The sequence below is a fragment of the Pseudomonas sp. 1928-m genome (assembly GCF_029269135.1).
In the GTDB taxonomy this organism is placed as follows: domain Bacteria; phylum Pseudomonadota; class Gammaproteobacteria; order Pseudomonadales; family Pseudomonadaceae; genus Aquipseudomonas.
Map to the genome: position 1 here is coordinate 2,036,265 of NZ_JARIXO010000001.1, position 23,820 is coordinate 2,060,084.

General features: G+C 63.1%; 17 protein-coding genes. 8 read left to right on the plus strand and 9 right to left on the minus strand.

Annotation, left to right across the window (positions count from 1 at the left end; genetic code table 11):
- Positions 1–128 precede the first annotated feature (128 nt).
- The 7 genes from P3C18_RS09235 (at position 129) to P3C18_RS09265 (ending at position 13,926) form a co-directional block, all read left to right on the plus strand.
- Positions 129–1,301: an isochorismate synthase gene (locus tag P3C18_RS09235; RefSeq protein WP_275961503.1), complete on the plus strand. Its 1,173-nt coding sequence runs from the start codon at positions 129–131 to the stop codon at positions 1,299–1,301.
- Positions 1,298–2,938, plus strand: coding sequence for a (2,3-dihydroxybenzoyl)adenylate synthase (locus P3C18_RS09240; RefSeq protein ID WP_275961504.1), 1,641 nt, complete (start codon positions 1,298–1,300; stop codon positions 2,936–2,938). Before P3C18_RS09235 ends, P3C18_RS09240 begins: the two co-directional genes overlap by 4 nt.
- A gap of 12 nt (positions 2,939–2,950) precedes the next feature.
- Positions 2,951–3,823, plus strand: a complete 873-nt coding sequence (locus tag P3C18_RS09245; protein WP_275961505.1) for an isochorismatase family protein — start codon at positions 2,951–2,953, stop codon at positions 3,821–3,823.
- Positions 3,820–6,939 carry an amino acid adenylation domain-containing protein gene (locus tag P3C18_RS09250; RefSeq protein WP_275961506.1) on the plus strand — a complete coding sequence of 1,040 codons (3,120 nt, stop codon included), beginning with the start codon at positions 3,820–3,822 and terminating at the stop codon, positions 6,937–6,939. Before P3C18_RS09245 ends, P3C18_RS09250 begins: the two co-directional genes overlap by 4 nt.
- A 180-nt stretch (positions 6,940–7,119) precedes the next feature.
- On the plus strand, positions 7,120–7,878 hold the full coding sequence (dhbA, locus tag P3C18_RS09255) for a 2,3-dihydro-2,3-dihydroxybenzoate dehydrogenase (RefSeq protein WP_346015627.1): 759 nt from the start codon (positions 7,120–7,122) through the stop codon (positions 7,876–7,878).
- Between the two features lie 10 nt (positions 7,879–7,888).
- Positions 7,889–12,451: a non-ribosomal peptide synthetase gene (locus P3C18_RS09260; RefSeq protein WP_275961507.1), complete on the plus strand. Its 4,563-nt coding sequence runs from the start codon at positions 7,889–7,891 to the stop codon at positions 12,449–12,451.
- Entirely contained in the window at positions 12,448–13,926 is a 1,479-nt protein-coding gene (locus P3C18_RS09265; protein ID WP_275961508.1) for an amino acid adenylation domain-containing protein, read from the plus strand. Before P3C18_RS09260 ends, P3C18_RS09265 begins: the two co-directional genes overlap by 4 nt.
- Positions 13,927–13,991: 65 nt before the next feature.
- Here P3C18_RS09265 and P3C18_RS09270 read toward each other — a convergent pair whose 3' ends face one another.
- The 6 genes from P3C18_RS09270 to P3C18_RS09295 form a co-directional block, all read right to left on the minus strand.
- The gene (locus P3C18_RS09270) at positions 13,992–14,933 is read right to left on the minus strand and encodes an iron-siderophore ABC transporter substrate-binding protein (protein WP_275961509.1); all 942 of its coding nucleotides are present in this window, start codon (positions 14,931–14,933) and stop codon (positions 13,992–13,994) included.
- A gap of 4 nt (positions 14,934–14,937) precedes the next feature.
- On the minus strand, positions 14,938–15,774 hold the full coding sequence (locus tag P3C18_RS09275; protein WP_275961510.1) for an ABC transporter ATP-binding protein: 837 nt from the start codon (positions 15,772–15,774) through the stop codon (positions 14,938–14,940).
- A complete protein-coding gene (locus P3C18_RS09280; RefSeq protein ID WP_275961511.1) occupies positions 15,774–16,817 on the minus strand; it encodes an iron ABC transporter permease in 1,044 nt (347 codons plus the stop codon). The genes P3C18_RS09275 and P3C18_RS09280 overlap by 1 nt, the downstream gene beginning before the upstream one ends.
- A gap of 2 nt (positions 16,818–16,819) precedes the next feature.
- A complete protein-coding gene (locus P3C18_RS09285; RefSeq protein WP_275961512.1) occupies positions 16,820–17,857 on the minus strand; it encodes an iron ABC transporter permease in 1,038 nt (345 codons plus the stop codon).
- Positions 17,858–17,915: 58 nt separating this feature from the next.
- A complete protein-coding gene (locus tag P3C18_RS09290) occupies positions 17,916–19,877 on the minus strand; it encodes a TonB-dependent receptor (protein ID WP_275961513.1) in 1,962 nt (653 codons plus the stop codon).
- A gap of 61 nt (positions 19,878–19,938) precedes the next feature.
- Complete coding sequence (locus P3C18_RS09295) at positions 19,939–21,159, minus strand: MFS transporter (protein ID WP_275961514.1); 1,221 nt, start codon at positions 21,157–21,159, stop codon at positions 19,939–19,941.
- Between the two features lie 203 nt (positions 21,160–21,362).
- Between P3C18_RS09295 and fhuF the strand changes: the two genes are divergently transcribed.
- Positions 21,363–22,109 (plus strand): siderophore-iron reductase FhuF, encoded by a 747-nt coding sequence (fhuF, locus tag P3C18_RS09300; protein WP_275961515.1) that lies wholly within the window; start codon positions 21,363–21,365, stop codon positions 22,107–22,109.
- 82 nt (positions 22,110–22,191) lie between these two features.
- Here the strand turns inward: fhuF and P3C18_RS09305 are convergent, their stop codons facing one another.
- The 3 genes from P3C18_RS09305 to P3C18_RS09315 form a co-directional block, all read right to left on the minus strand.
- The gene (locus P3C18_RS09305; RefSeq protein ID WP_275961516.1) at positions 22,192–22,716 is read right to left on the minus strand and encodes an NUDIX domain-containing protein; all 525 of its coding nucleotides are present in this window, start codon (positions 22,714–22,716) and stop codon (positions 22,192–22,194) included.
- 87 nt (positions 22,717–22,803) lie between these two features.
- A complete protein-coding gene (locus P3C18_RS09310) occupies positions 22,804–23,247 on the minus strand; it encodes an NUDIX hydrolase (RefSeq protein ID WP_275961517.1) in 444 nt (147 codons plus the stop codon).
- A 26-nt stretch (positions 23,248–23,273) separates the two neighbouring features.
- Positions 23,274–23,819, minus strand: a complete 546-nt coding sequence (locus P3C18_RS09315) for an AAA family ATPase (protein WP_275961518.1) — start codon at positions 23,817–23,819, stop codon at positions 23,274–23,276.
- Between the last annotated feature and the right edge of the window lies 1 nt (position 23,820).

The following is a 23,820-nucleotide window of genomic DNA, read 5'->3' on the forward strand; positions in this document are numbered from 1 at the left end:
CGTTTTGTCTCAGTAACCCTTGGGCTAGAGCCTTAGAAATAAATTGACGCAACTTCTGCGAGTGGTTAGTTTTGCCTCCTTTCTGTAAATGCTAATTGTTCGTATTAGCGTTAAATATGGAGGTTGGAGTGAATGCATTGACGCGTGTCGCTCGTGGGGGCTCCCCTTGGAGCGATATCTATGCACCCACTTATAGGTTCTATTCCCCCGAGGGCGGGGTTGAGGCCAACGGTTGTTTCAAGGCCATCGAGACGCCGGCAGGCGAGGATGGTCACGGTGTTGAGCGGGCAGTAGAGGCTGCCTTTGCTGAGGCCAAGGCGGCGGGTTTGAATCAGCCGATGGTGGTCGGGGTGATTCCCTTCGACAAGCAACAGCCGTCCAGTTTGTTTGTCCCGCGTCACGTTTCGCGCCTGCTGCCAGTCGCACCGCCGACCAGGGTTTGCGGTTTACCCTGCGGTAAGGCCCGCCAATGCACCGAACAGCCGGATCAGGCTGGCTTCAAACAGGCCGTAGGCCGTGCCGTCGAAGTGTTGCGTGGCGGCCAGGTGAGCAAGGTGGTGTTGTCGCGGCTATTGCAGCTCGAATTCGACAACGCACCCTGCGCCGCCACGGTGTTCCAGGGGCTGCGCCAGCAGAACCCCGAGGCCTATCACTTTTCCATGGATTTACCGGATGGCGGCGTACTGATCGGCGCGAGCCCCGAGCTGTTGCTGCGTCAACACGGTCGGCACTTCACCTCCAATCCACTGGCCGGCTCTGCCAAGCGTGTGGCTGACCCGGCTGCTGATGCGTTGGTGGCGCAGGCGCTGCTGCAATCGACCAAGGACCTGCACGAGCATCGTCTGGTGATCCAGGAGCTGGATCGCCAGCTGCGCCCGCTGTGCCGCAGCCTGAGCGTGGCCGAGGCGCCTTCGTTGTTGAAAACCGCGCGGCTCTGGCATCTGTCGACGCAGATCGCTGGCGAGCTGGATACGCCTGCGTCCGCGCTGAGCCTGGCCTGTCGTTTGCACCCAACGCCTGCGCTGTGCGGTTTCCCGACGGCGGCGGCCAAACGCCTGATCGCCGAACTGGAACCGTTTGATCGCGGCGTATTTGGCGGCATCGTCGGTTGGAGTGATGCCGATGGCAACGGCGAATGGGCGGTGGTGATCCGCTGCGGCATCGTCGAACACACGCGGGTCAGTCTGTTTGCCGGAGCGGGGCTGGTTACCGCGTCCTGCCCGGAGTCGGAGTGGCTGGAGACCGGCAACAAGCTCGGCACCATGCTCTCGGCCTTCGGTCTGGAACGGGAGGCACTATGAGTCTGGTGCCGTTCACGCCCTGGCCGGCGGAATTTGCCGCGCGCTATCGCCAGGCCGGCTACTGGCGCGGTGAGCCGCTGACGCAACTGCTTGAAGCCCAGGTGCAGACGCAACCCGAGGCGATTGCGCTGATCTGTGGCGAACGCCAGCTGAGTTATGCCGAGCTGGATCGGCAGGCCGCTTATCTGGCTCAGCGCCTGGCCAATCAGGGCTTCGCTCCGGGTGATCGGGCGCTGGTGCAGCTGGGTAATCAGGCTGAGTTCTATATCGTTTTCTTTGCCCTGCTCAAGGCGGGAGTTGCGCCGGTCAACGCGCTGTTCAGCCATAGCCGCCTGGAGCTAATGGCCTACGCCGGGCAGGTGCGCCCACGGCTATTTATTGGCAGCCGTCAGCATCCGCTGTTTGTCGATGATAGTTTTCTCGATGAGTTGCAGGCCGTTATCCCTGAACTAGATACGCTGCTGCTCGAGGGCGATGCCGATCCTGCGCGGTCACTAAACGCCTGGCTGCAGCCGGCCGCCGCGCAGCGTGCCTATGCGCCGACGCCAGCCGATCAGGTGGCGTTCTTCCAGCTGTCTGGCGGCAGCACCGGTACGCCGAAGCTGATTCCGCGCACCCATGACGATTACGCCTACAGCGTGCGCCGCAGCGTCGAGGTCTGTGGTTTCGACCGTGACACACGCTACCTCTGCGCGCTGCCGGCGGCGCATAACTTTCCCTTGAGTTCGCCCGGCGCATTGGGGGTATTGCATGCCGGCGGCTGCGTGGTGCTGGCGGCCGATCCGGGGCCGGCGACCTGCTTCCCGCTAATCGCTCGTCATCAGGTAAATGTCAGCGCCCTGGTGCCGCCGGCACTGTCGCTGTGGTTGCAGGCCGCTAGTGGGAGAGCGGCAGAGCTGGCCAGCTTGCAACTGTTGCAGGTCGGCGGCGCGCGCTTGCCTGAGGCGCAGGCACAGCGCATCGGCAGCGAACTGGGTTGTCGCCTGCAGCAGGTGTTCGGCATGGCCGAGGGCCTGGTCAATTACACCCGTCTCGATGATGACGAGGCGCACGTCTATGGCACTCAGGGTTGCCCGATGAGCCCGGCCGACGAAGTGCGCGTGCTCGACCGCGCCGGCAACCCGGTGGCGGTCGGTGAGATCGGCGCGCTGCTGACCCGTGGCCCGTACACCATTCGCGGTTATTTCCAGAGCCCCGAACACAACGCCCAGGCCTTCGATGCCGAGGGTTTCTACCGCTCCGGCGATCTGGTGCGGCTGCGCGCCGATGGCTATCTGGAGGTGGTCGGGCGGATCAAGGACCAGATCAATCGCGGTGGCGAAAAGATCGCCGCCGAAGAAGTGGAAAACCTGCTGATGGCGCACCCAGCAATCACCCATGCGGCGCTGGTGGCGATGCCCGACACGGCGCTGGGCGAGAAGAGTTGCGCCTTCGTGGTCAGCCGTGACCCGGCGCTCAAGAGCATCGCCTTGCGCAAGTTTCTACGTGGCCTGGGCCTGGCCGACTACAAGTTGCCCGACCGTTTCGAACACCTTGACAGGCTGCCCATGACCGCCGTCGGTAAGGTCGACAAGACCCGTCTGCGCCAGCGTATTGCGGCGCATCTGACTCCTACTGAATTAGCTCCTACTGAATAAGGAAATCCCCTCATGGCTATCCCGGCTCTGCAGCCCTACAGCATCCCCAGCGAATGGACGCCAAACAAGGTCAAGTGGACGCTTGATCCGGCCCGCGCGGTGTTGTTGATTCACGATATGCAGGCGTACTTCGCCGACTTCTGGGAGGCCGATAGCGCCTTCGTTCAGGCCTTGGTCGAACGTCTGGCAGCAGTGCGTGCGCAGTGCAAGGCGCTGGGCATTCCAGTGGTCTACACCGCCCAGCCCGGCGTGCAAAGCGACGCCGAGCGGGCTTTGCTCAACGACATGTGGGGGGCGGGCATTACCCAGCACCCCAAGCGCCAGGCGATCATCGCCGGGTTGGCCCCGGAGCCCGACGATACGGTACTGGTGAAGTGGCGCTACAGCGCCTTTCAGCGTTCGCCGCTGGAGCACATGCTCAAGGAACTGGGGCGCGACCAACTGATCATCGGCGGCATCTACGCCCATATCGGCTGCCTGATGACCGCCTGCGACGCCTTTATGCGCGACATCCAGCCGTTCCTGCTGGCCGATGGCGTGGCCGACTTTAACCAGGCCGACCACCAGATGGCGTTGAATTATGTGGCGACCCGCTGCGGCCAGGTGATTCGCTGCGCCGAGGTCCTCAGCCTGGGCCGTGCGGCGGCGCCGGCATTGACCCGCGCCGCCTTGCAGGCGCGCCTGCTGAGCCTGTTGGATGAACTGGACGAACCCTTCGATCCCGACGAGAACCTGCTCGACTACGGCCTGGACTCGATTCAGGTGATGGCGCTGCTCAGCGAGTGGCGCGCACAGGGGCTGGAACTGAGCTTTACCGACCTGGCCAAGACGCCGACGCTGAACGGCTGGTGGAGCCTGATCGAACAACACGGCGGTGCCGCATGAGGCGCTTGGGAGTCGCCCAACAGGGCCTGTGGCACGGCTATGTGCTGAATGAAGACCGCGCCATGTTCAACACCGCCGAATGCATCGCCTTCGCCGGCAAGATCCAGGCTGCGCCGCTGCTCGCCGCGCTGCGCCAGGCGGTCAGCGAGTGCGAAGCGCTATCCGGGCATTTCGTGGTCGATGGCGAGCAGCTGTGGTTCAACCCTGCCGAGCTGCCGCTCAGTGTGGCGCAGGTGCAAATACCGGCCGGGATCGATGCCCAGGCCTGGGTGCAGCAGTGGGGCATGGCCGAGATTCGCCAGCCGTTCGATCTGGAACGCGAGCTGCCATGCCGCTTCACTCTGTTGCAGGGCGAGCAGGTGGATTTTCTCTACGGCTGCATTCACCACATCGCCCTCGACGGCTATGGCAGCAACCTGCTCTATCAGCGCGTTGCCGAGCTGTATGGCGCGGCAACGCGCGGTGAACCAGCCGCGCCTTGCGAGTTCGGCGACTACGCCGCAGTACTTGCGGAAGACGCCGAGCGCGAAAGCCAGGGCCGCACGGCTGCAGCCCGCGACTACTGGTGTGAACAGCTGGGTGCGCTGCCCGAGGCAGTCAGCTTTAGCGAGCGTGTCGCGCCGATTTCGGCGACCTTCCTTCGTCATTCGGCAGTGTTTCCGCTGGCGCTGTGGCAGGCCCTTAATCAACTGGCCGAGGCCAACAAGCTCGGCTGGCCAGACTTGCTGCTGGCCGCACTGTCGGCGCAGTTGCGCCAGGTCAGTGGCAGCGCCGCCCAGGTGCTCGGTCTGATGGTGATGAACCGCATGGGTTCTGCTTCCTTCAACGTGCCCTGCATGCAGATGAACATCGTACCGCTGTGCCTTGATCTGAGCGATCAGGCCAATCTGCTCGAAGCCGCACAGAGCATCGGCAAGCTGCGCCGCAGCAGCCGCAAACATCAGCACTACCGCTACGAGTCACTGCGTCGCGACCTCGGTCGGGTTGGTGGCGAGCAGCGCCTGTTTGGCCCGCTGATCAATATCATGCCGTTCGACCGGCCGCAGACCTTCGGTGACTGTCCGACGCGCACCCTGAGCCTGAGCGCCGGCCCGGTGGAAGACCTGACTCTGGAAGTGCACCTGGGGGCTAACGGTGTGCCGCTGCTGGATTACGACGCCAACCCGGCGTGCTACAGCCAGGCGCAGGTGCGCGCGCTGCAGGAGGAATTGTTCAGCCTGCTGGCCGCCTGGTTGCAGGCCCCGCAGCAACCGCGTGATCAGCTGCTGAGCGCCTGGAGTGCGCAGTACCGCGCGCAACATTTGCTTAGCGCGCCGGCCAGCGAGCAGGCCGCCATGGCTGAGGTCGGCAGTGTGCTACAGGCCATTCGCGCCCAGGCCGAACGCCAGCCGCAGCACCTGGCGCTGTGCCAGGGCGAGCGCCAACTCACCTACGGCGAATTGCAAACGCAGGCCGAAACCATCGCCGCCGCCTTGAGTGAACGTGGCGTACAGCCGGGCGAGCGGGTCGGGGTGATGCTCAGTCGCAGCCCCGAGGCGATTGTCGTGCAGCTCGGCGTGCTGTTGGCGGGGGCGGTGTATGTGCCGCTTGATCCGGAGCAGCCTGGCGAGCGCCAGCGGCTGCTCTGCACCACTGCGCAGCTGGCACTGGTGGTCACCGAGGCGGCGTTCCGCCATCGCCTGGCCGATAGCTACAGCGGCCCGATCGAACTGGCTGGTGTGCTGCACAGCGCCAAGCGCCTCTGCGCACCACGTCAGGGCGAGGCGGCGGCCTACCTGATGTTCACCTCCGGCTCTACCGGTACGCCCAAGGGTGTGGAGATCAGCCACCGCGCGCTGGACCACTTTATCCAGGCGGCGCGCCTGCGCTATGGCGTGGATGCCTCGGACCGCATGCTGCAGTTTGCCCCGTTCAACTTCGACGCCAGCATCGAGGAGGTATTTGTCAGTCTCAGCGCCGGCGCGACGCTGGTGCTGCGTACTGATGCGCTGCTGGAGTCGATCAGCGCTTTTGTCGAGGGTCTCGAGCAACTGACAATCAGCGTGCTCGACCTGCCGACCGCGTTCTGGAACGAGTGGGTGGTGGCCTTGCGCGCTGGCCTGGTGCAGGTGCCGGGTGGGCTGAAGAGCGTGATCATCGGCGGCGAGGCGGTTTATCCCGAACAATTGACGGCCTGGCAGCGCATGGCCCCGCCAGCGATTCGCCTCATCAACACCTATGGCCCGACCGAAACCACGGTGGTGGCGACTACCTGCGATCTGCAAGGTGTTGCGCTGGCCAGCGATAGCCTAACGAGTAGCGCCAACCTGCCGATTGGTCAGCCGCTGGCCGCCGTCACGGCGCTGGTGCTGGGCCGTGGCGAACGTCCGGCCGAGGAGGGCGAGCTGGTGCTGTGCGGCGCGCAGTTAGCCAACGGCTACCTTGGCAGCGATTCGCAAGCCTTTGCCAGCTTGCTGATTGGCGCGCAACAGACACAGGTCTACCGCACTGGTGACCGGGTACGGATAGAGGAAGGCCGGCTGGTTTACCTCGGCCGTCTGGATAACGAGTTCAAGATCAGCGGCTATCGCATCCAGCCCGGCGAAGTCGAGTCGCGCCTGCTGGCCTTGAGTGGCGTCGATGAGGCCTGCGTGCAGGGCCTGGAACTGTGCGGTGGGCTGCGCCGGCTGGTGGCCTTTATCAGTGGTCCGCGGGATGACGTGCGCGGCATTCGCCAGGAACTGAGCAAGCTGCTGCCGGCGGCCATGGTGCCGACCGACTACCGGCACTACCCGGCGTTGCCGCGCACCGCGACCAACAAGCTCGACCGCAAACGCATGCAGACCGAGTACCTGCAAGGCTCCCGCGAGCAGGCACTGGACGATGAGACCCAGCAACGGGTGCGCAGCATCTGGCAGCAGATTCTCGGCGTCAGTTCGATTCAGGCTGGCGACAACTTTTTCGAGCTGGGCGGGCAGTCGCTGCAGACCATCCAGATCGTTAACCGCCTGGCCAGTGAGTTCGGCACGGCGGTGAAGGTCTCCGATGTTTTCGATCACCCGCGTCTGGCGGATTTCTGCCATTTCCTCGACAGCCGCGTGCTGCAGAGCGAAGCGCAGGTGGAACAGGTTTGGTAAGAACCTATTCACGATCTGTTGCGCGTTGGCGCTACTGCGTTAAATACAAGCTCGGAATGCTCATTTACCGCTCGTAAATTCCGCTTCCTTGCCGTTTTGACCAGCCGGAGGCGGTTACTACGTAGCGCCTTGTATCGCTCTAGCTCGCGAGATCGTGAACAGGCTCTAAGGAGCATGTAGATGAACAGACAAATGGATTTCAGCGGTCAGACCATCTGGGTCACCGGTGCCGGCCAGGGCATTGGCCGCAGCGTGGCGGAGGGGTTTGCCCAGTTGGGCGGGCAGGTGATCGGCTTCGATTTGAGCTTCCCCGAGCAGGATTACGGCTTTACCCGCTATGTGCTGGATATCGGCGATGCCCAGGCGGTGCAGCAGGCCTGCTTTGAGCTGCTGGGTGCCCACGGGGTGATCGATGTGCTGGCCAGTGTCGCCGGCGTGCTGCGTCTGGCGCCTATTGAGGAGCTGGCGCTGGAGGACTGGGATACCTGCCTGCGGGTGAATGTCTCCGGGCCGTTCTACCTGCTGCGTCAGCTGATGCCACGCTTCAAGGCCTGGCGGCGTGGCGCAGTGGTGGCGGTGAGCAGTAACGCGGCGCATGTGCCGCGCATGCAGATGGCTGCCTACAGCGCGTCCAAGGCGGCGCTGAGCAGCCTGATCCGCACCGCCGGCCTGGAGCTGGCGACCCATGGTGTGCGCTGCAACCTGGTGTCGCCGGGCTCCACTGACACACCGATGCAGCGCGGCATGTGGCACAGCAGTGACGCGCCGGCGCGCACCATCGCCGGCTTTCCCGAGCAGTTCAAGCTGGGCATCCCGCTGCAGAAGATCGCCACCCCGGAAGAGGTCGCCAGCGTCGTGCTGTTCCTGGCATCAAACCTGGCCAGCCACATCACCCTGCAAGACATCGTGGTTGACGGCGGCGCAAGCCTGACCGACTAAGAGGTAGTTAATGGACACTAATATCATCGGCCTGCTGAACCAGCTGGCCCGCCAGGGCGTGCAGCTGAGTCTGAATGCCCAGGGCCAGCTGGTTTCCCAGTCGAGCAAGGACGCCATCACCCCAGAGTTGGGCCAGCAGATTCGCGCTAACCGCGACGCCATCGTCACCTGCTTGGCCGCCGCCAACGCCTTTGCCGCGCCGATCCAGGCGCAGCATGCCGAAAGTGGCCCGCTATCGTCATCGCAGAGCGGTTTGTGGTTTATCGAGCAGTACGAGGAAAGCTCGCACCTGTACAACATGCCGGTGTATTTCCGCCTGACCGGCGAGCTGGATGTGCCGGCGCTGGCGTTTGCCTTCGATGCGCTGGCGCAGCGCCACGCCAGCCTGCGTACGCGCTTTGTGCGTAATGCCCAGGGCCGTGGCGAACAGCAGATTTTGCCGCAGCGGCCGCTGCAACTGGACGTTGAGGATTTGTCCGCACTCGAGTTACCAGCCCGTGAAGCGCAGGTGGCGCAACGGGTGCGCGAGGAGATCAACCGGCCCTTCGATCTCACCACGGGCGAGCTGACCCGCGTGCACCTGCTGCGCCTCGGCGCGCGTGAGCACGTGCTGCTGATCACCCAGCACCACATCATCTCCGACGGCTGGTCGGTGAAGAACATGTTTGCCGACCTCAAAGCCGCGTTTCTGGCCTTCCAGAATCGCCAGCCATTGAGCTGGCAAGCGCCGGCGCTGAACTACATCGACTACGCCAGCTGGTTCAATTCGCCGCTGTTTCGTGACTACCACGAGCAGTTCAAACCGTTCTGGGTCGAGCGCCTGCGCGGCATTGCCGATGTGCACAGCCTGCCGCTGGACAAGCCGCGTCCGGCGCATCAGGCCAGTGGCGGCGAGCTGGTCTTCTCGACCATCGACAACGCGCTGTGGGCGCGTTTCAAGCAGCTCTGCCAGCGCCACAACACTTCGCCCTTTATTGGCCTGCATGCGCTGTTCGCGCTGCTGCTGGCGCGCCACAGTGGTGAGCGCGACATTGTTATCGGCACGCCGCTGGCCTACCGCGAACGCCCGGATATCGAAGGGCTGGTGGGCTTTTTCGTCAACACCTTGGTGCTGCGCACCCAGCTGCCCGAGCGGCAGAGTTTTAGCGATTACCTGCAGGCCTGTCGCAAGGATGATCTGGAGGCCTTCGACCACCAGTTGTACCGCTTCGAGGCACTTAGCGAGGCGCTTGGCATGGATCGCCACACGGCGATCAACCCGATTTTTCAGATCATGCTGGTATACCAGGCGCGGGTCGATTTCAACGACCTGATTCCCGGTTGCCAGGCGGTCGAGGAAACCTCGCCGGTGCTGCCGGCCAAGACCGATATCTCGGTCAAGGTCACCGAATTGATGGACTCTGTGCGGGTTGACTGGCTGTACGCCACGGCGCTGTTCGAGCACGCCACGGTCGAGCGTTATGCCGAGCGCCTGCTGTTGCTACTGGAAGCGGTGGTCGAACAGCCCGAGATGGATATCTGGGCGCTGCCGCTGCTCGATCAGCCACTGGTGCAGCAAACCGCCGCGCGTCTGGCCGCGTTGCCTCGCGAATATCCCAATCGGCGCACGGCACTGGGCTTGTTCGAGGACATGGCGCGGCTGCATCCGCAGCGCCCGGCGCTGGGTATTGGTGAGCAGGCGATAAGCTATGCCGAGCTGGATGCGCGAGCCAACCGCCTGGCGCATTGGCTGCTCAGCCAGGGCTGCGGCCCAGGTACGCTGCTGGGCATACTGGCGCGCCGCGAGAATGCCTTCGCGGTGGCGGTCATGGCCATCTGGAAAATCAACGCCGCCTACGTGCCGCTGGACCCGGCCTACCCGCGCGAACGCTTGCAACACATCCTCGGCGATGCCGGCATTGAGCTGATCGTCGGCCAGGGCCAACCGCCATTCGCATTGGATGCTGGCGTGCGCTGGGTCGATCTGCAGGATGCCAGTCTGCAGGCGCAGCTGGACGGCATGCCACCGACCACCCCGGCGCTCGGCCACGATCCGCAGCAGCTCGCCCAGGTGATCTACACCTCCGGCTCTAGCGGCTTGCCCAAGGGCGTGATGGTCGAACAGGGCAGCCTGGTCAACCTGCTGCAGGACCACGCCCAGAGCCTGCAACTGGGCTGCGAGGCACGCATGTTCAACTGCATGTCGCTGTCCTTCGACGCCGGCAATATGTGTGCGCTGCTGCCGCTGACCCACGGTGCGAGCCTGGTCTGGGGCGACCCGGACGAGGGTCTGCTGGAGCAGCTCGAACGCAGCGCCAGCAGCCATATGATCTGCCCCACGGCCTTGCTCGCGACCCTGCCCGAGCGTGAGTTGCCGGCTTTGCAGGCCATCGGCTTCGGCGGTGAGGCCTGTCCGACCGGGTTGATCGAGCGCTGGGCCGGGCGCGTGCGTCTGATCAATATGTACGGGCCGACCGAGGCCACGGTGACCGCGCTGTGTAAGCACCTGCAGTCCGGTAGCAGTCTGACCATCGGTACGCCCATCGACGGTATGCAGGCGCTGATTCTCGACGAGCTGGGCAACCTCTGCCCGATCGGCGTGCCGGGTGAACTGTGCCTGGCCGGCCTCGGTCTGGCGCGCGGCTATTTGAACCAGCCACAGCGCACGGCAGCGGTGTTCCGCGAACACTGCGTGGCTGGCGTGACCCTGCGCCTGTACCACAGCGGCGACCGCGCGCGGCTGCTGGGCAGTGGTGAGTATGAATACCTGGGCCGGCTGGATGAACAGATCAAACTGCGCGGTTACCGCATCGAACCGGGGGAGATTGAAACCCAGCTGAGCCTCAGCTGTCCGGCGCTGCAACAGGTCAAGGTGCTGGTGCTGCGCGATGGCCAGCGCCAGGCCCTGGTTGCCTATGCGGCACTCAAACCCGGTGAGGCGCAGCCTGCGGTCGAGGCGGTGCTGCATGACGTGGCGCAGCGCCTGCCGGAATATATGGTGCCGAGCAGCCTGGTGCTGCTCGAACAGATGCCGCTGACGCCGAATGGCAAGCTCGACCTGCGCCAGTTGCCGAAGATCGACCTGGCGGCTGGCGGTGAGCATACGCCGCCGGCCAACCCGCTCGAGGCCGAGATCCTCGCCATCTGGCAGGCCGTGCTGAATCAGCCGCTCGGTGTGCAGAGCGACTTCTTCCAGTTGGGCGGCGATTCGATTCTGAGTATCCAGCTGACCACACGCCTGCGCGATGCCGGCTATCCCTGCTCGGTCAAGGAAGTGTTCGAGGCCAAGACCGTGCGCCGCCTGTGCCGGGTGCTGGGCCGCAAGCGCGAAGCGGTCGCGGTGCAGGCCGAACAGGGCGTGCTCACCGGTGAGTTCCCCTTGCAGCCGATTCAGTGCTGGTTCTTCGAGCAGCCCCTGGCCACCCCGCAGCACTGGAACCAGGGGGTATTGCTGCGCCTGCCTGCGGGCGTTGCGGTGACGCAGTTGCGCGGTTATCTGCAGCAGCTGTTGCAGCATCACGATGCCCTGCGCCTGGCGGTGACGCCGAGCCGTCAGCGTTACCTGGAGAATCTGCCGCTGGCAGCGCCAGCAATCCTCGATTACGCCGAACTGGGCGAAGCCGGTTTGCAAGCGGCGCTGACCGAGCTGCAAAGCCACTTCGAGCCGATGCTGGGGCGCAGCCTCAGTTGGGCGCTGGTGGAAAACCTGCCGCAGGGACGCGGGCTGTTTATCGCCTGCCACCACCTGGTGGTCGATGCGGTGTCCTGGCGCATCCTCGCCGATGACCTGGCGCGGCTGCACCGTGGCGAAGCGCTGCCGGCCAAGACCAGCAGCTATCGCCAGTGGGGCCAGGGCTTGCTCGCCTATGTGCTGCAAGCCGGCGCGCAGCTGCGCTTCTGGCGCGAGCGCATGGCGGCGATGGATTACCGAATCGCGGACGACTGGATCAGCGTCGAGCCGACCCAGGTGCATCTACTTGAGCTGGAACCGGCGCTAACTCAGCAACTTAGCCAGCACGCCACCCAGGTATTTGCCTGTGAGGTGCGCAGTCTGTTGCTGGCTGCCTTGACCCGGGCTCTGCGCGAGATGGGCCTCGGTCAGCGCCAGTGGATTCTGCTGGAAGGCCATGGTCGTGAGGCGATTGACCCAAGCCTGGATGTCAGCCGCACCCTGGGCTGGTTTACCAGCATGTACCCGCTGGTGCTGGATGATCAGGCGGACTGGGCGCAGCTGATTGCGCAGTGCGCCGAACAGCTGCGCCAGGTACCGGATAACGGCGTCGGTTATATGCCGTTGCGCGCCAGCCTGCAGGAACCCAACTCTTTACCGCTGCCGCCCGTGGCATTGAATTACCTGGGCAGTGCGCGCAGTGGCCAGGGCGACTGGCAGCCGTTACCCATCGCACCGGGTCGGCCCAGTGCGGCGGACAACCGTTCGGCGGAGCTGATCAGCCTGCACGGCGGGATTTTTGATGGCCGCCTGACCCTGCGGCAGATCGGCTGCCTGCGCGGCGATCTCAGCGAGCAGTTGCTTCAGCGTCTGCGTCAGCACCTGAGTGAACTGGCCGAGCTGGCCGTGGCGGTGCAGCCATGACAGTGATGCAACAGAACCTCGGCGTGCCACTGCTGGGCACGCACCTGGCGCAGGTGTTCGCCGAGCATGCCGGCGCGCCAGCGCTGGGCTGGGCTGGCGACAGTTACAGCTATGCGCGGCTGGCCGCGCGCACGGCGGTGATTGCTGCGCAACTGACAGCACGGGGCGTGCCGCCTGGCGCACGGGTCGGTCTGTACCTGCAGCGCTCGGCCGACCTGCTGGCGGCGACGCTGGCCTGTCTGCATAACGGTTTGTGCTTCGTGCCGCTGGACCCGGAGTTCCCCCTTGAACGCTTGCAGGGCATTGCCGACGACGCCGAACTGGCGCTGGTGTTGCAGGATGCCGGGGGCGAAGGCCGCTTTGTCATGCCGAGCCTGCACCTGCGAGACGGTGAAGGAGGGGAGCTGAGTTGGCCGGCGCTGGATGAGCAATTGCCGGCTTATATGATGTTTACCTCGGGCTCCACCGGGCGGCCCAAGGGGGTGGTGATCGGCCGCCGCGCACTGGCCAATTTCCTCAGTGCTGCCAGCCGCAGGCTGGAGCTGATTAGCGCCACCCGTTGGTTGTTTATCACCACTCCGGCCTTCGATATTTCCCTGTTGGAAATGCTTGGCCCGCTATGGGCCGGTGGCGCGCTGGAAGTGGTCGGTAACCCGGCGCACAAGGACCCGGACGCGCTGCTCAGGCTCTTGGCCGAGCATCCCGAAATCAACACCCTGCAAGCCACCCCGGCGTTCTGGCGCATGCTGCTCAAGGCCGGCTGGCCGGGCCGCGCCGGGATGACTGCACTATGCGGCGGCGAGGCACTGGATGCGCCCCTGGCCGAGCGCCTGGCCCCGCTGGTCGGCCAGCTATGGAATTGCTACGGCCCCACCGAGGCCACGGTCTGGTCGCTGATGGCGCAGGTGCAATTGCCGCTCGGCGAGCAGGGCGTATTGCTGCGTCAGTCCCTCGATGGCTACCGTCACTGGGTGCTGGATGAGGCGGGTGAAGCCTTGGCCATTGGCGGCGAGGGCGAGCTATGTATCGAAGGGCCGTCGTTGGCCAGTGGTTATTGGGCGCGGGCGGATCTGACTGCACAGAGTTTTATTAGCTGGCAAGGCCGCCAGCTGTATCGCACTGGTGACCGCGTGCAGCGGGTCGGCGAGGATGCCTACCGTTATCTGGGGCGGCGCGACGAGCAGATCAAGCTACGTGGCTTTCGCATCGAGCTGGGCGAGATCGAAGTCTGTCTACGGTGTACCGACGGCGTGCAGGACGCGGCGGTGCGCTTGCATGGCAGCGGCGATGAGGCCTGTCTGGTGGCGTACGTGGAGCTGCGCGAGGGCGCTGGTCTGGGCCGTATGAGCATTCGCCGCGCGCTGCAGCAACGGCTGCCGCACTACATGATTCCGGCGCGCATTCTGCTGCTCGATAGCCTGCCGAAAACCGCCAGTGGCAAGCTGGATCGCAAGCGCCTGCCAGCCCCGGAATAAGTTGTACGTAGCCCGGATGTAATCCGGGAAGTCGCGATTCCCCGGATTGCATCCGGGCTACGAATTCAGTTCTTGATCGGCTGCGCGTCGGCCTTGCCGAGCAGCTGTTCGATATCGGCAATCACCTGCAAGGCGGCCTGCGGGCCGCCGAGCGAAGTCCACAGTGAGCCATCGACTGCGCCAAAGCGTTTGCCCTGGATTGCCGACAGTTGCTTGAACGCTGGGGTCTGTTCGGCCTGTTGCAGGGCTTCCACGGCTTCACCGCTGGTGCTCAGGGTGCCGATTACCAGCCAGTCGGCATCCAGCAGTTGCAGCGACTCCAGGCTCAGGGCCATGGAGTGGGTGTGGCCGGGGTCCTGCTGGTAGCTCGGGCGAACCAGGCCGACGTCGCTGATCACGCTGCTGGCGAAGGCATCCTTGAACATGTAGGACGGGCCTTTGGGGTTCCAGCGCACGATGCTGAAGGTCTCACCCTGATGCGCTTTTAGGCGTTCGCGGGCCTCAGTCGCACGGGCGTTGTAGCGTGCCAGCAGCGCTTCGGCGGCAGTGCTTTGGTTGAGCGCGTTGGCGGTGCGTTGCAGGCTTTCCTGCCAGGGCTTGGCCCAGGCGAAGGTGATCACTGTGGGGGCGATTTCATTGAGGATCGCCAGTTGTTCGGGTTTTACCGGGCCGGTGAGGATCAGGTCGGGTTCCAGTTCCAGCAGGGTTTCCAGGTTGGGGTTGTCGATATCGCCGACCACCTTGATCCCGGCCACCGCTTGGCTGTCGAGGTAACGCGGCGGCGCGGCCTGGCCACGGCCGTTAATCGTGCCGACCGGAGTGATGCCCAGGGCCAGCGCCGCATCCAGATCCAGTTCACTCAAGGTGATCACCCGTTTCGGCGCGCTCGGCACAGTAACCTGGTTGCCGAAGGCATCTTCGATTTGGCGGGTGTCGGCCATGGCGGCCGCGCTTAACAGCTGGCTGGCGAGCAGCAGGGGCAGGCTCCAGCGCAATAGAGTAGTCATCGGATTAGTCCTGTTGAGAGTGGGCGGGCTTGCGCCGGCGTGGCACCACCACCGGGGCGCCGTCATCGGGCGCCGCGAGGATGTCCACGTCGGTGTGGTAGAGCTGGTCGACCAGGGTCTTGTTGATCACCTCACGGGCCGGGCCCATGGCGGCGATGCGGCCGTTGTCGAGGGCGATGATTTCATCGCAATAACGCGCGGCCACGCCCAGGTCGTGAATCACGATCAGCACGGTGCGGCCCTCGCCGACGATATTCAGCACCGCTTCCATAACCTCGGCCTGGTGGCCGATATCCAGGGCACTGGTGGGCTCATCAAGCAGCACCAGGTCGGTGTTCTGCGCCAGAATCATGCCCAACCAGGCACGCTGTGCCTGGCCGCCGGACAGCGATGAAGCCACCTGTTGCCAGATATCCTGCAGCTGCATGGCATCGCGGGCACGTGCGACCTGACGGGCATCTTCCGCGCTCCACTGGTTGAACCAGCCCTGGTGCGGGTGACGGCCGTATTGCACCAACTGCTCGACGCGAATGCCTTCGGCCATCACTGGGCGCTGCGGCAGAAAGGCCAGCTCGCGGGCCAGGGCTTTCATTGCGTAGCGTTGCAGCGGTATGCCGTTGAGTTCGACTTGGCCGCCCTGCAATGGCAGTTGCCGCGCCAGCAGCTTGAGCAGGGTAGATTTGCCGCTGCCGTTGGGCCCGACAATGCCGATCAGCTTGCCCTTGGGCAGCTCGAATGAGACGTCCTGCAGCACGCTCTTGGCCTGGTAGGCAAAGCTCAGGTTGTGCGCGCGCAACTGTGCAGGTCGGGTCGGGGGTATTGGCGTGGACAACAGCGTCATTAATCAGAGCCTTTGCGGTCTTTGAGCAACAGAATCAGCAGCAGAACGCCGCCAAGCAGGCGGGTCATGATCCCGGTGGGAATTTCTTCGGGCTGCGCCAACAGGCGTGCCAGGGTGTCGCTGCCCACCAGCAGCACCGCGCCACATAACGCTGCTAGCCAGATCGGTGCGAGGTGATCACGGGCCAGCCAGGAGGCGATGATCGGCGCGGCCATTGCGATAAATATCACCGGGCCGCCGATGGCGGTGCCCAGCGCCGCCACCAGAATCGCCACGCCAAGCACTGCCAGTTGCAGCGCCGCGACCTTGATGCCGAGGTTCTGCGCCGTCGCCTCGCCGAAGCGCAGCAGCGCCAGCGGGCGGTTAAGCCATGCCAGCAGCGGGCAGAGTGCCAGAAGGATCAACGCAATCGGTGTGACCGTCTGGTAGCTGGCTCCGGCGAAATGGCCCATGGTCCATAGGTAGATGCTGCCCAGGTGCACCAACGGTTGAGTGGCCATCATAAAATCACCGATGGCGCCGAGCAGCTCCGACAGGGCGATACCAATCACAATAAACAGATAACCCTGTTCGCCCGGTCGGCGGCACAGTACGAACAGCGCCACCGCTGCCAACGCCGCACCCAGTGGCGAGGCCCACCAGGGCCAACTGCCAACAGTCAAATAAAGAGCAAAACCGATCACTGCCAGCGATGCGCCTTCGTTAACCCCGACCATATCCGGGGTGGCCAGGCGGTTGCGCACCAGGGTCTGGATCAGGCAGCCGGCCATGCCCATGGCTAGCCCGGCGACCACCACGGCGGCGACCCGCGGCATGCGGATCTTGAACACCATGATGTCGTTGAGCTTGCTGCCCTGGCCGCTCAGCGTGGCCAGCACATCGAGTACGCCCATGCGCCCGGAGCCGAGGCTGATGGCCACGATCACCAGCACCAATAGCACCGTAAGCACCAGTAAGCTGAGCAGCCAGGTGCGCCGATGCAGCAACAGGTTCAGTTGACCCAGACGCAGATGCCAGAGCCCGGAGGGTTGATGGCTGGGCATGCTTATTTCACCGCCAATAGCGAACGGAAGCCGCCGCGCAGGACGATGGCGATCAAGGCCGGCGCGCCGAGCGCAGCGAGCAGGGTGCCGACCGGCAGTTCAAAGGGTTGCACCAACCAGCGCGCGAGGATGTCGGCGGCGAGCAGAAACAGCATGCCGAACAGGCTGGAAAACAACAGCTGGCGCAGCAGCCCCACCGGCTCCAGCAGGCGGGCGCAGTAGGCAGCCAGAAAGCCGACAAAGCCAATCGGCCCGGCCAGGGCGATGGCGCAGGCGGTCAGCAGGGTGGCGGCGAGCAATACGCCAACGCGCACCCAAGTGGTCGAGATGCCCAGGGCGCGGGCCTGGCTGTCACCCATCTGCATCAGCGTCAGTTGCCGGCAGAGCAGGGCCGCGAGCACCAAGCCGAGCAGCGCCAGCGGGCTGACTGTGATCACGGCAGACAGCTCGGAAGCCGAAAGTGAGCCGAGGTTCCAGTAGCGAAACTGCTCCAGCGCCACCCGGGTGGAGAGCAGTAGAAAGTTGGCGATGCCGCCAAATACCGCGGCCAGCGCCATGCCGGCGAGGATCAGCTTGAGCGGGCTGGCCTGGCCAAGCATTACGCCGATGCCGAGCACCAGCAAGTTGCCCAGCAGCGCTCCGGCACCGGCCCAAAGCAAATAGCCCTGGGTAGACTCGACGCCAAAGTAGATCAGTCCGATTACCAGGCCGAGCACCGCGCCGGCATTGACCCCGAGCAGGCCGGGTTCGGCCAGCGGGTTGCGCGTTGCGCTTTGCAGCAGGGTGGCGGCCAACGCCAGGCTTGCGCCGACCAGCAGTGCAGCGAGAGTGCGTGGCAGGCGCAGGCTGTTAACCACCATGGCCAGTTTGTCATCGGCCAGGCTGCTGGGGTTGCCCAGCAGAAAACCGAGCACATCCGCCGCGCCGTATTGCCCGGCACCGGTGGCCAGGGATAGCGCCAGCAGACCAAGCAGCAACAGGCTGCCGGCGAGCAAGACGTGGCGTTGCTGGATGTGAAGCGTGCGGGTTAGTTGGCTCATGGTTCTACTGGGCAGAATTCGGGTAACCCCGGCGACAGGTGTCGCCGGGGTACGGGTGTTACAGGTCGTAGCTGAAGCCTACGTAGACGGTGCGGCCCATCAGGATGTGATCGATGGATTGAGCGACGTCATCACGCTTGGTGTTGGTCAGATTGTTCAGACCGGCTTTGAGTGTGAGTTCTTTGGTTGCCTGGAAATTGCTGCCCAGGCTGAGGGTGGAGTAGGCCCCCGATTCGAAGCTGGCGGATTTGGCTGGTACGACCAGCATCTGACTGCCGGTGTACTGGTAGTCCAGATTCAGGCCCAGTTTTGGCAATGCCTGCCAGTCGAAGCCGATATTGGCGATGTGTTGCGGGCTGTAGTTCAGCGGTTTGCCGGTGTCGCGATCTTCGGCGTCCGAGTAAGTGTAATTAGCGCGTGCGGCCAAGGCGTCGGTAAAGGCGTAGCGGCCCTGTAATTCGTAGCCTTGGATGCGCGCTTTGCTGACGTTGGTGTAGGTCATCACTGCAGGGCGGTAACCAGCTCGCCAGCTGTCACTGACGATCATGTCTTCAATCTCGTTGTTGAAGAACATGATGCCGGCTTGCAGGCGCTCGTTCTGATACAGGGTGCCCAGCTCATAGCTGACCGAGGTTTCCGGCTTCAGGTCTGGGTTACCTACAATCTGGCACATGCCTCGGCAGGCCAACACGCTGTAACTCTCGTCGGACTGGGTAATATCCGGTGCCTTGAAGGCCTTGCCGACACCGCCCTTGAGCACCCAGTTGTCGGTTAGGTTGTAGATGCCGTAGAGGCGCGGGCTGAATGCGCCGCCGAATACCTCATGGTCATCCCAGCGTGCGCCAAGGGTGATATCGAGGTCGCCGAGGGAAAACTCGTCCTGCAGGTAGATGGCTTTCTGGTCGACTTCGGTTTCCTTACCGAGGTTCTGGTTATGCTCCAGGGTGGTACGACGCAGCTCGCTACCAGCGGTCAGCAGATGGCTGCCCAAGGTGGTCGATATCTGGCCGTCTACGGTGTGGTTATTCTGCTCCACCTCACCGATGCGTTTGCGTAGCGCGGTCATGATCTGCGAGTCGTCGGTCAGCTCGACCTTTTCGTAGTAGTAGCGCACGCGGGAGTTGAAGCTGTCCCAGTTGCCGTTGTGTGCCAGGCCGAACGTGGTGCGATCCATGTCTTGGACATTGGTAATCAACGCACCGTAGTTGTTCCAGCGCGCTTTGCGTGCTTCTTCGCGGTGACTGATATCCAGGTCGATACTTTGCTGTTCGTCGATCAGCCAGCTGAGAGAGCCCAAAATGTTGTTGCCGCGGCGTTTTTCCGCAGCATCGGTGCCCTTCAAGGTGAGTTGGTCGGTCTGCCAGGCTTCCTGGTCGGTGGACTCGACAATCAGATTGCCAAGCACGCTGTCCTCAATCAGCGCGCCACTGAGGTAGCCGCTGGTCTTCAGGCTGTCACCTTCATCGCCCTTGCGGGGGCTTTCATAGCTGGCGGCCACGCCGGCTTTGGTGCTGTTGGTTGGCTGACGCAGGATTACGTTGACCACCCCGCCCAGGGCATCGGCGCCATACAGCGAAGACATCGGGCCACGAATCACTTCGATACGCTCAACCGCTGCCATGGGGATCGAGGACAGGTCGAAGTCGTTGGCGTAGTTGGAGGTCAGGGCGTCACGCGAGTTGATGCGGCGGCCGTTGACCAGCAGCAGGGTGTAGTCCGAGTCCATGCCGCGAATCTTGATCTCCTTGCGGCCATAGGCCGAGGAGGTATTGATGTGCACGCCAGGCAGGCGCTTTACCGCATCGGCCAGGTCATAGACCGGCATCTTCTCCAGTTCAGCGCGGGTGATGACCGAGGCGCTGGCGGGCACGCTCAACTGGCTGTGGGCCGTTTGCGAGGCCGTGACGATGCTGTCTTCCAGGGTGACGCTGTTGTCGGCCAGTACCGCGAAAGGCAGCAGACCACCCAGTACGCCCACCGAGATGGCGCGACGGCGATTGATGTTTCTGACAAAAGACATGACAGGTTCCATTTTGAGTAAGTGTTGACGCGTTACAGCTGATCACTGGTGATCGGCGGTTTCAGCCCGCCTGTGTTGTTATGCCTGCGGTGTGGCTGGCGGCGTCGCGTCGCCGGATACCGCGTTGGAGCAACCACATACCCACCCCCGTGAGTATTCCGACGACCACGTAAAAGCCGCTCAACTGGTTGAAGCCTTGAAGCTGGTTATCTGCGCCAGTGCTTAGGTAGAGCGCCGAAAACAGGCTACCGAGCCCGGCGGCGATATTGCTGACGGTGCCCTGAAACGCCATAAAGGCGGCGCGTTGGTGCGGAGGCGGGATCGCTGCGGCAATGGTCATGCTGCTGTTGGTGCGCACCGCGCTGGCGGCCATAAACAGCACGAAGACCAGGTAGATCGACAGGCCAATCGGCGTGGCGAAACCCAGTAGCGTGGTCAGTGCCAGGCCGAAGCTGCTGAGCAGAATCACCGTCAATGCCTGGCCCCGGTCGATCCAGATACCGCCAAGGCGCATGGCGGCCAGGCTGGCCAGGCCGCCGCAGAGAAACAGCAGGCCGATCTGCTCGCGTGGAAAATTCAGGTTGAACTGGAAGTAGTTGGAGAAATGCGGCACCAGCAGAAAGTGACCGAATATCTGCAGCGCGGTGATCGCCAGTGCGCCCAGGCACAGCGGCGATTTCAACAGCGGTAATACCGAGCCGCTGGGCCGCGAAGCGCTGACCTGGATGTGCAGCAGCAGGTGACACAACAACGCCAGCGCCAGGCCCAGGCCGCCGAAAACGATAAAGGGCGCTTGCCAACTCCAGCGCAACGCCAGTTCCAGAGCCAGGGGCACCACCACAATGGCTGCCAGAGAAAAGCCCATGCCGATATAAGCGAGTTTTCGCCCGCGTTCGGCCGGCGGAATGATGTCGAGCATGCTTGCCATCAGCAGCGCGCCCATGGGCCCGGCAACCAGGCCGGAGAGTACAAACAGGAGAATCAGCTGCTCGGCGCTGCTGGTCAGGGCGCAGGCCATCAGCAGGGCGAAGCGCAGGGTCAGAAGGATCACCAGCGCCTGTTTGCGCTGCAGGCGATCCAGCCAGGGCGCCGCCAAAGCCATGCTCAGGGCAGAGGCGAGCGTGGCACCGCCACTGATATAGCCGACATGACTGGCCTGCATGCCGAGGTGACGAACCAGATCCGGACCCAGGGGCATCACCATCATCAGGCTGCCGATGGAAAGCAGGTTGATCAGCATCGCCAGATGCACGGCTGCTTTCGAGTGTCCTACATCATCCATGTGCATAACCGCTCTAGATTGGGCGCGGGCTGCATCTTAAGTAATGAATCAGTATTTCGCAAACGCTAATCGTTAGCGTTAGTATTGGCTTTTTGTGACGGATGACGGCATTGCACGCCAAGGATTTTCCCAAGAAGAACGCTGCTGCTGAGGCGCCGAATTTGCCTGCAACCGCAGCTCTAGCGGCATCAACGGATACCTCCGTGGAAGGAGAGATGCTGTCCGAGCTGGCCACGCTGTTCAGTGGCGATCTGGCGCGTTATCGCAATGTTTTTGTGGCGGCGGATGATTCGCGCGAGGCCATCAATGGCGCCGAGTTTCTTCAGCCGCAGATGTTGAGTGAATTGATGGCGCGCTTCCGTCCGCAATTCGCGACGGCCGACCAGCGCGGCTTGGCGTCGATCTGGGCCAATCAGTACTTTATGCGCCTGTTTCCGCCGGTGATCAGTGCGGCGCTGCTGCTGAACCAACGCATGCCGCTGCAGCTCGAACAGCTGGCGATCATCGTCGATGGTGAAGGCTTGCCGCTGGTGTTCAAGCTGCCAGGGCCGTGCGAGCCGCTGCCGGCGCCGCAGAATCCCTTCGAGCGTTTTGCTCACCTGCTCGATGACAATTTGCAGCCCTTTGTCCAGGCGCTCTGCGCCCATACCGGTGTATCGGCGAAGGTGCTTTGGAGCAATGCCGGCAACTACTTCGAGGCCTGGCTAGGGCAACTGCAAAAACGCAGCGAGCAACCTGAGCTATTGCTCGATGGCCCGCGCCTACTGAGCGCTGCGCAACGTCCGGATGGCTCGCGCAACCCGCTGTATGCGCCAATCAGCTATATCGATATCGAGCACGCTGACGGCCAGGTACGGCCCTGGCGCCAGCGTCGTTTGTGCTGCATTCGCTACGTGCTGCCAGGGGTGGAGCTTTGCCCTAATTGTCCACGCTTGAAGCAGCCTAAGTAGCACGTGCTTCGCATCGTGCAGCAGGTTGCGGGTGTATTCGGTGTGAATCAGGTCAGCTTTTGGGAGGATCGATGAGCTGCTGTTAGCACCTGTAAGGGCTATGTGTGTCCGCGTCCGTGGCGTAAAGCCGATTTCTGATCTGTGCCCAGGCTGCCTGAAACAGCGTGTGACAAGGCGTGGGAAAACCAGCACTCAACGGATGCCAGAAGAACTCAAAGACATGTCCGCCATCATCATGTGTGTCGAAGCGCCACTGCTGGGGTAGCGACTCTGCGACCTCACAAAGCTGAAACGACCAAATCTGTTGCTCGTACCCGGCATTCCAACTGCCTAGATCCCTTACTGCCTGGGCATTACAAATGCCCGATTCTTCAGCAAGCTCGCGCACGGCTGCATGGGCAGGCCGCTCAGCCAATTCAATGGTGCCCTTCACCAGTTGGTAACCCGATAGTGGATGTTTGAACACCAGCAGGTACTCCATGCCGTCAATCATCCGCACAACCACAGGGCATGCTTTTGTCGCAAGCAGGTTGGGGTCACAAGCATCTTTCAAGTCAGCCTCCATCAGGGCTTTAGTAATGGGCGCTTTCTCTACCAGGAATGCCATCTGCCTGATCCTTGAGTTTGAAAATTGCGTCCTATGCCAACATCGCCTTAATTGGCATACGGCCAGCCCCGGCCTACCTTTGCGCCGTCAAAGCAGCAATGCTCGCTTGAGCAGGTCGTAAAGCCCCTCGGGTACTAGCGGTGATGCCGGGGTGAAGCTGGCGCTGGAGTGCCACGCGGCTCTGAACGGCGCGCCATCGCTTTCGTGGCCGTCTAGCCAAGGTTGTTCATAGACCTCTGCGTCGTCAAACCTGGCATCGTAGACTTGGACAATCTCGTGCCCCGGCTTGCCTGCGTAGGTGAAGATGCTTTCCAAAGTGCCAATCAAGCGAATATCGCTGATCGAACGGCCCAGTTCTTCTTGCACTTCGCGGACGATGGCGTCGTGGCTTCTTTCGCCGAATTCAATGCCGCCACCAATGGGGCGAAAGAGCGTCATGTTTTCCACGGCATCGTGGAATTGGTTGACCAGTATTTTCCCCTGATGATGAAAAATGCACAGTGCGAGCGGGCGAATAAAGTGTTTTGCCACGAGTAATAATCCCTTTATTCGGGTCGTCAGTTGATCGAACAGGGCCTGGTTGCAGGTGTTGCGGGCAACCGATCAAGGAAGGCGGCAATCTGTCTACGGCCTCGTAAATGCACTGTTGGCACCGCCGGGCCTATGGCCATGCGTACTGCCTCGATACCTTGGCGGTAGCCATGGTCGAACTGCCAGACGAATTTAAGAAAGTCCAGAAATGCCCGGTCGAGTTGCTCTCTACAGCCAGCCGGAAGGTCGGGGCGAGGTCGGTTTAAGACGCTACGCACGATAACGCGCGTCAGGCAGGTCAGTCGCGGCGTATCCAGCCAGATGATCAGGTCGGCGTTGGGCAGGCGCAGGTCGAAAGTGCGGCGGGCGTAGTTGCCTTCGCAGATCCAGGCATCCGTTGTGAGCGCATCGCGGACCCTTCCGCGGAACTGCGCCGCGTCGGGCTCGACCCAGCCAGGCTCCCAGAACAGTGTATCCAGGTGCACGACGGGCAAGCTGAGGCGTTTGCTCAAGGCCCGCGCCAGGGTGGACTTGCCGCTGCCAGCATTGCCCAAAATCACAATCCGTTGCACG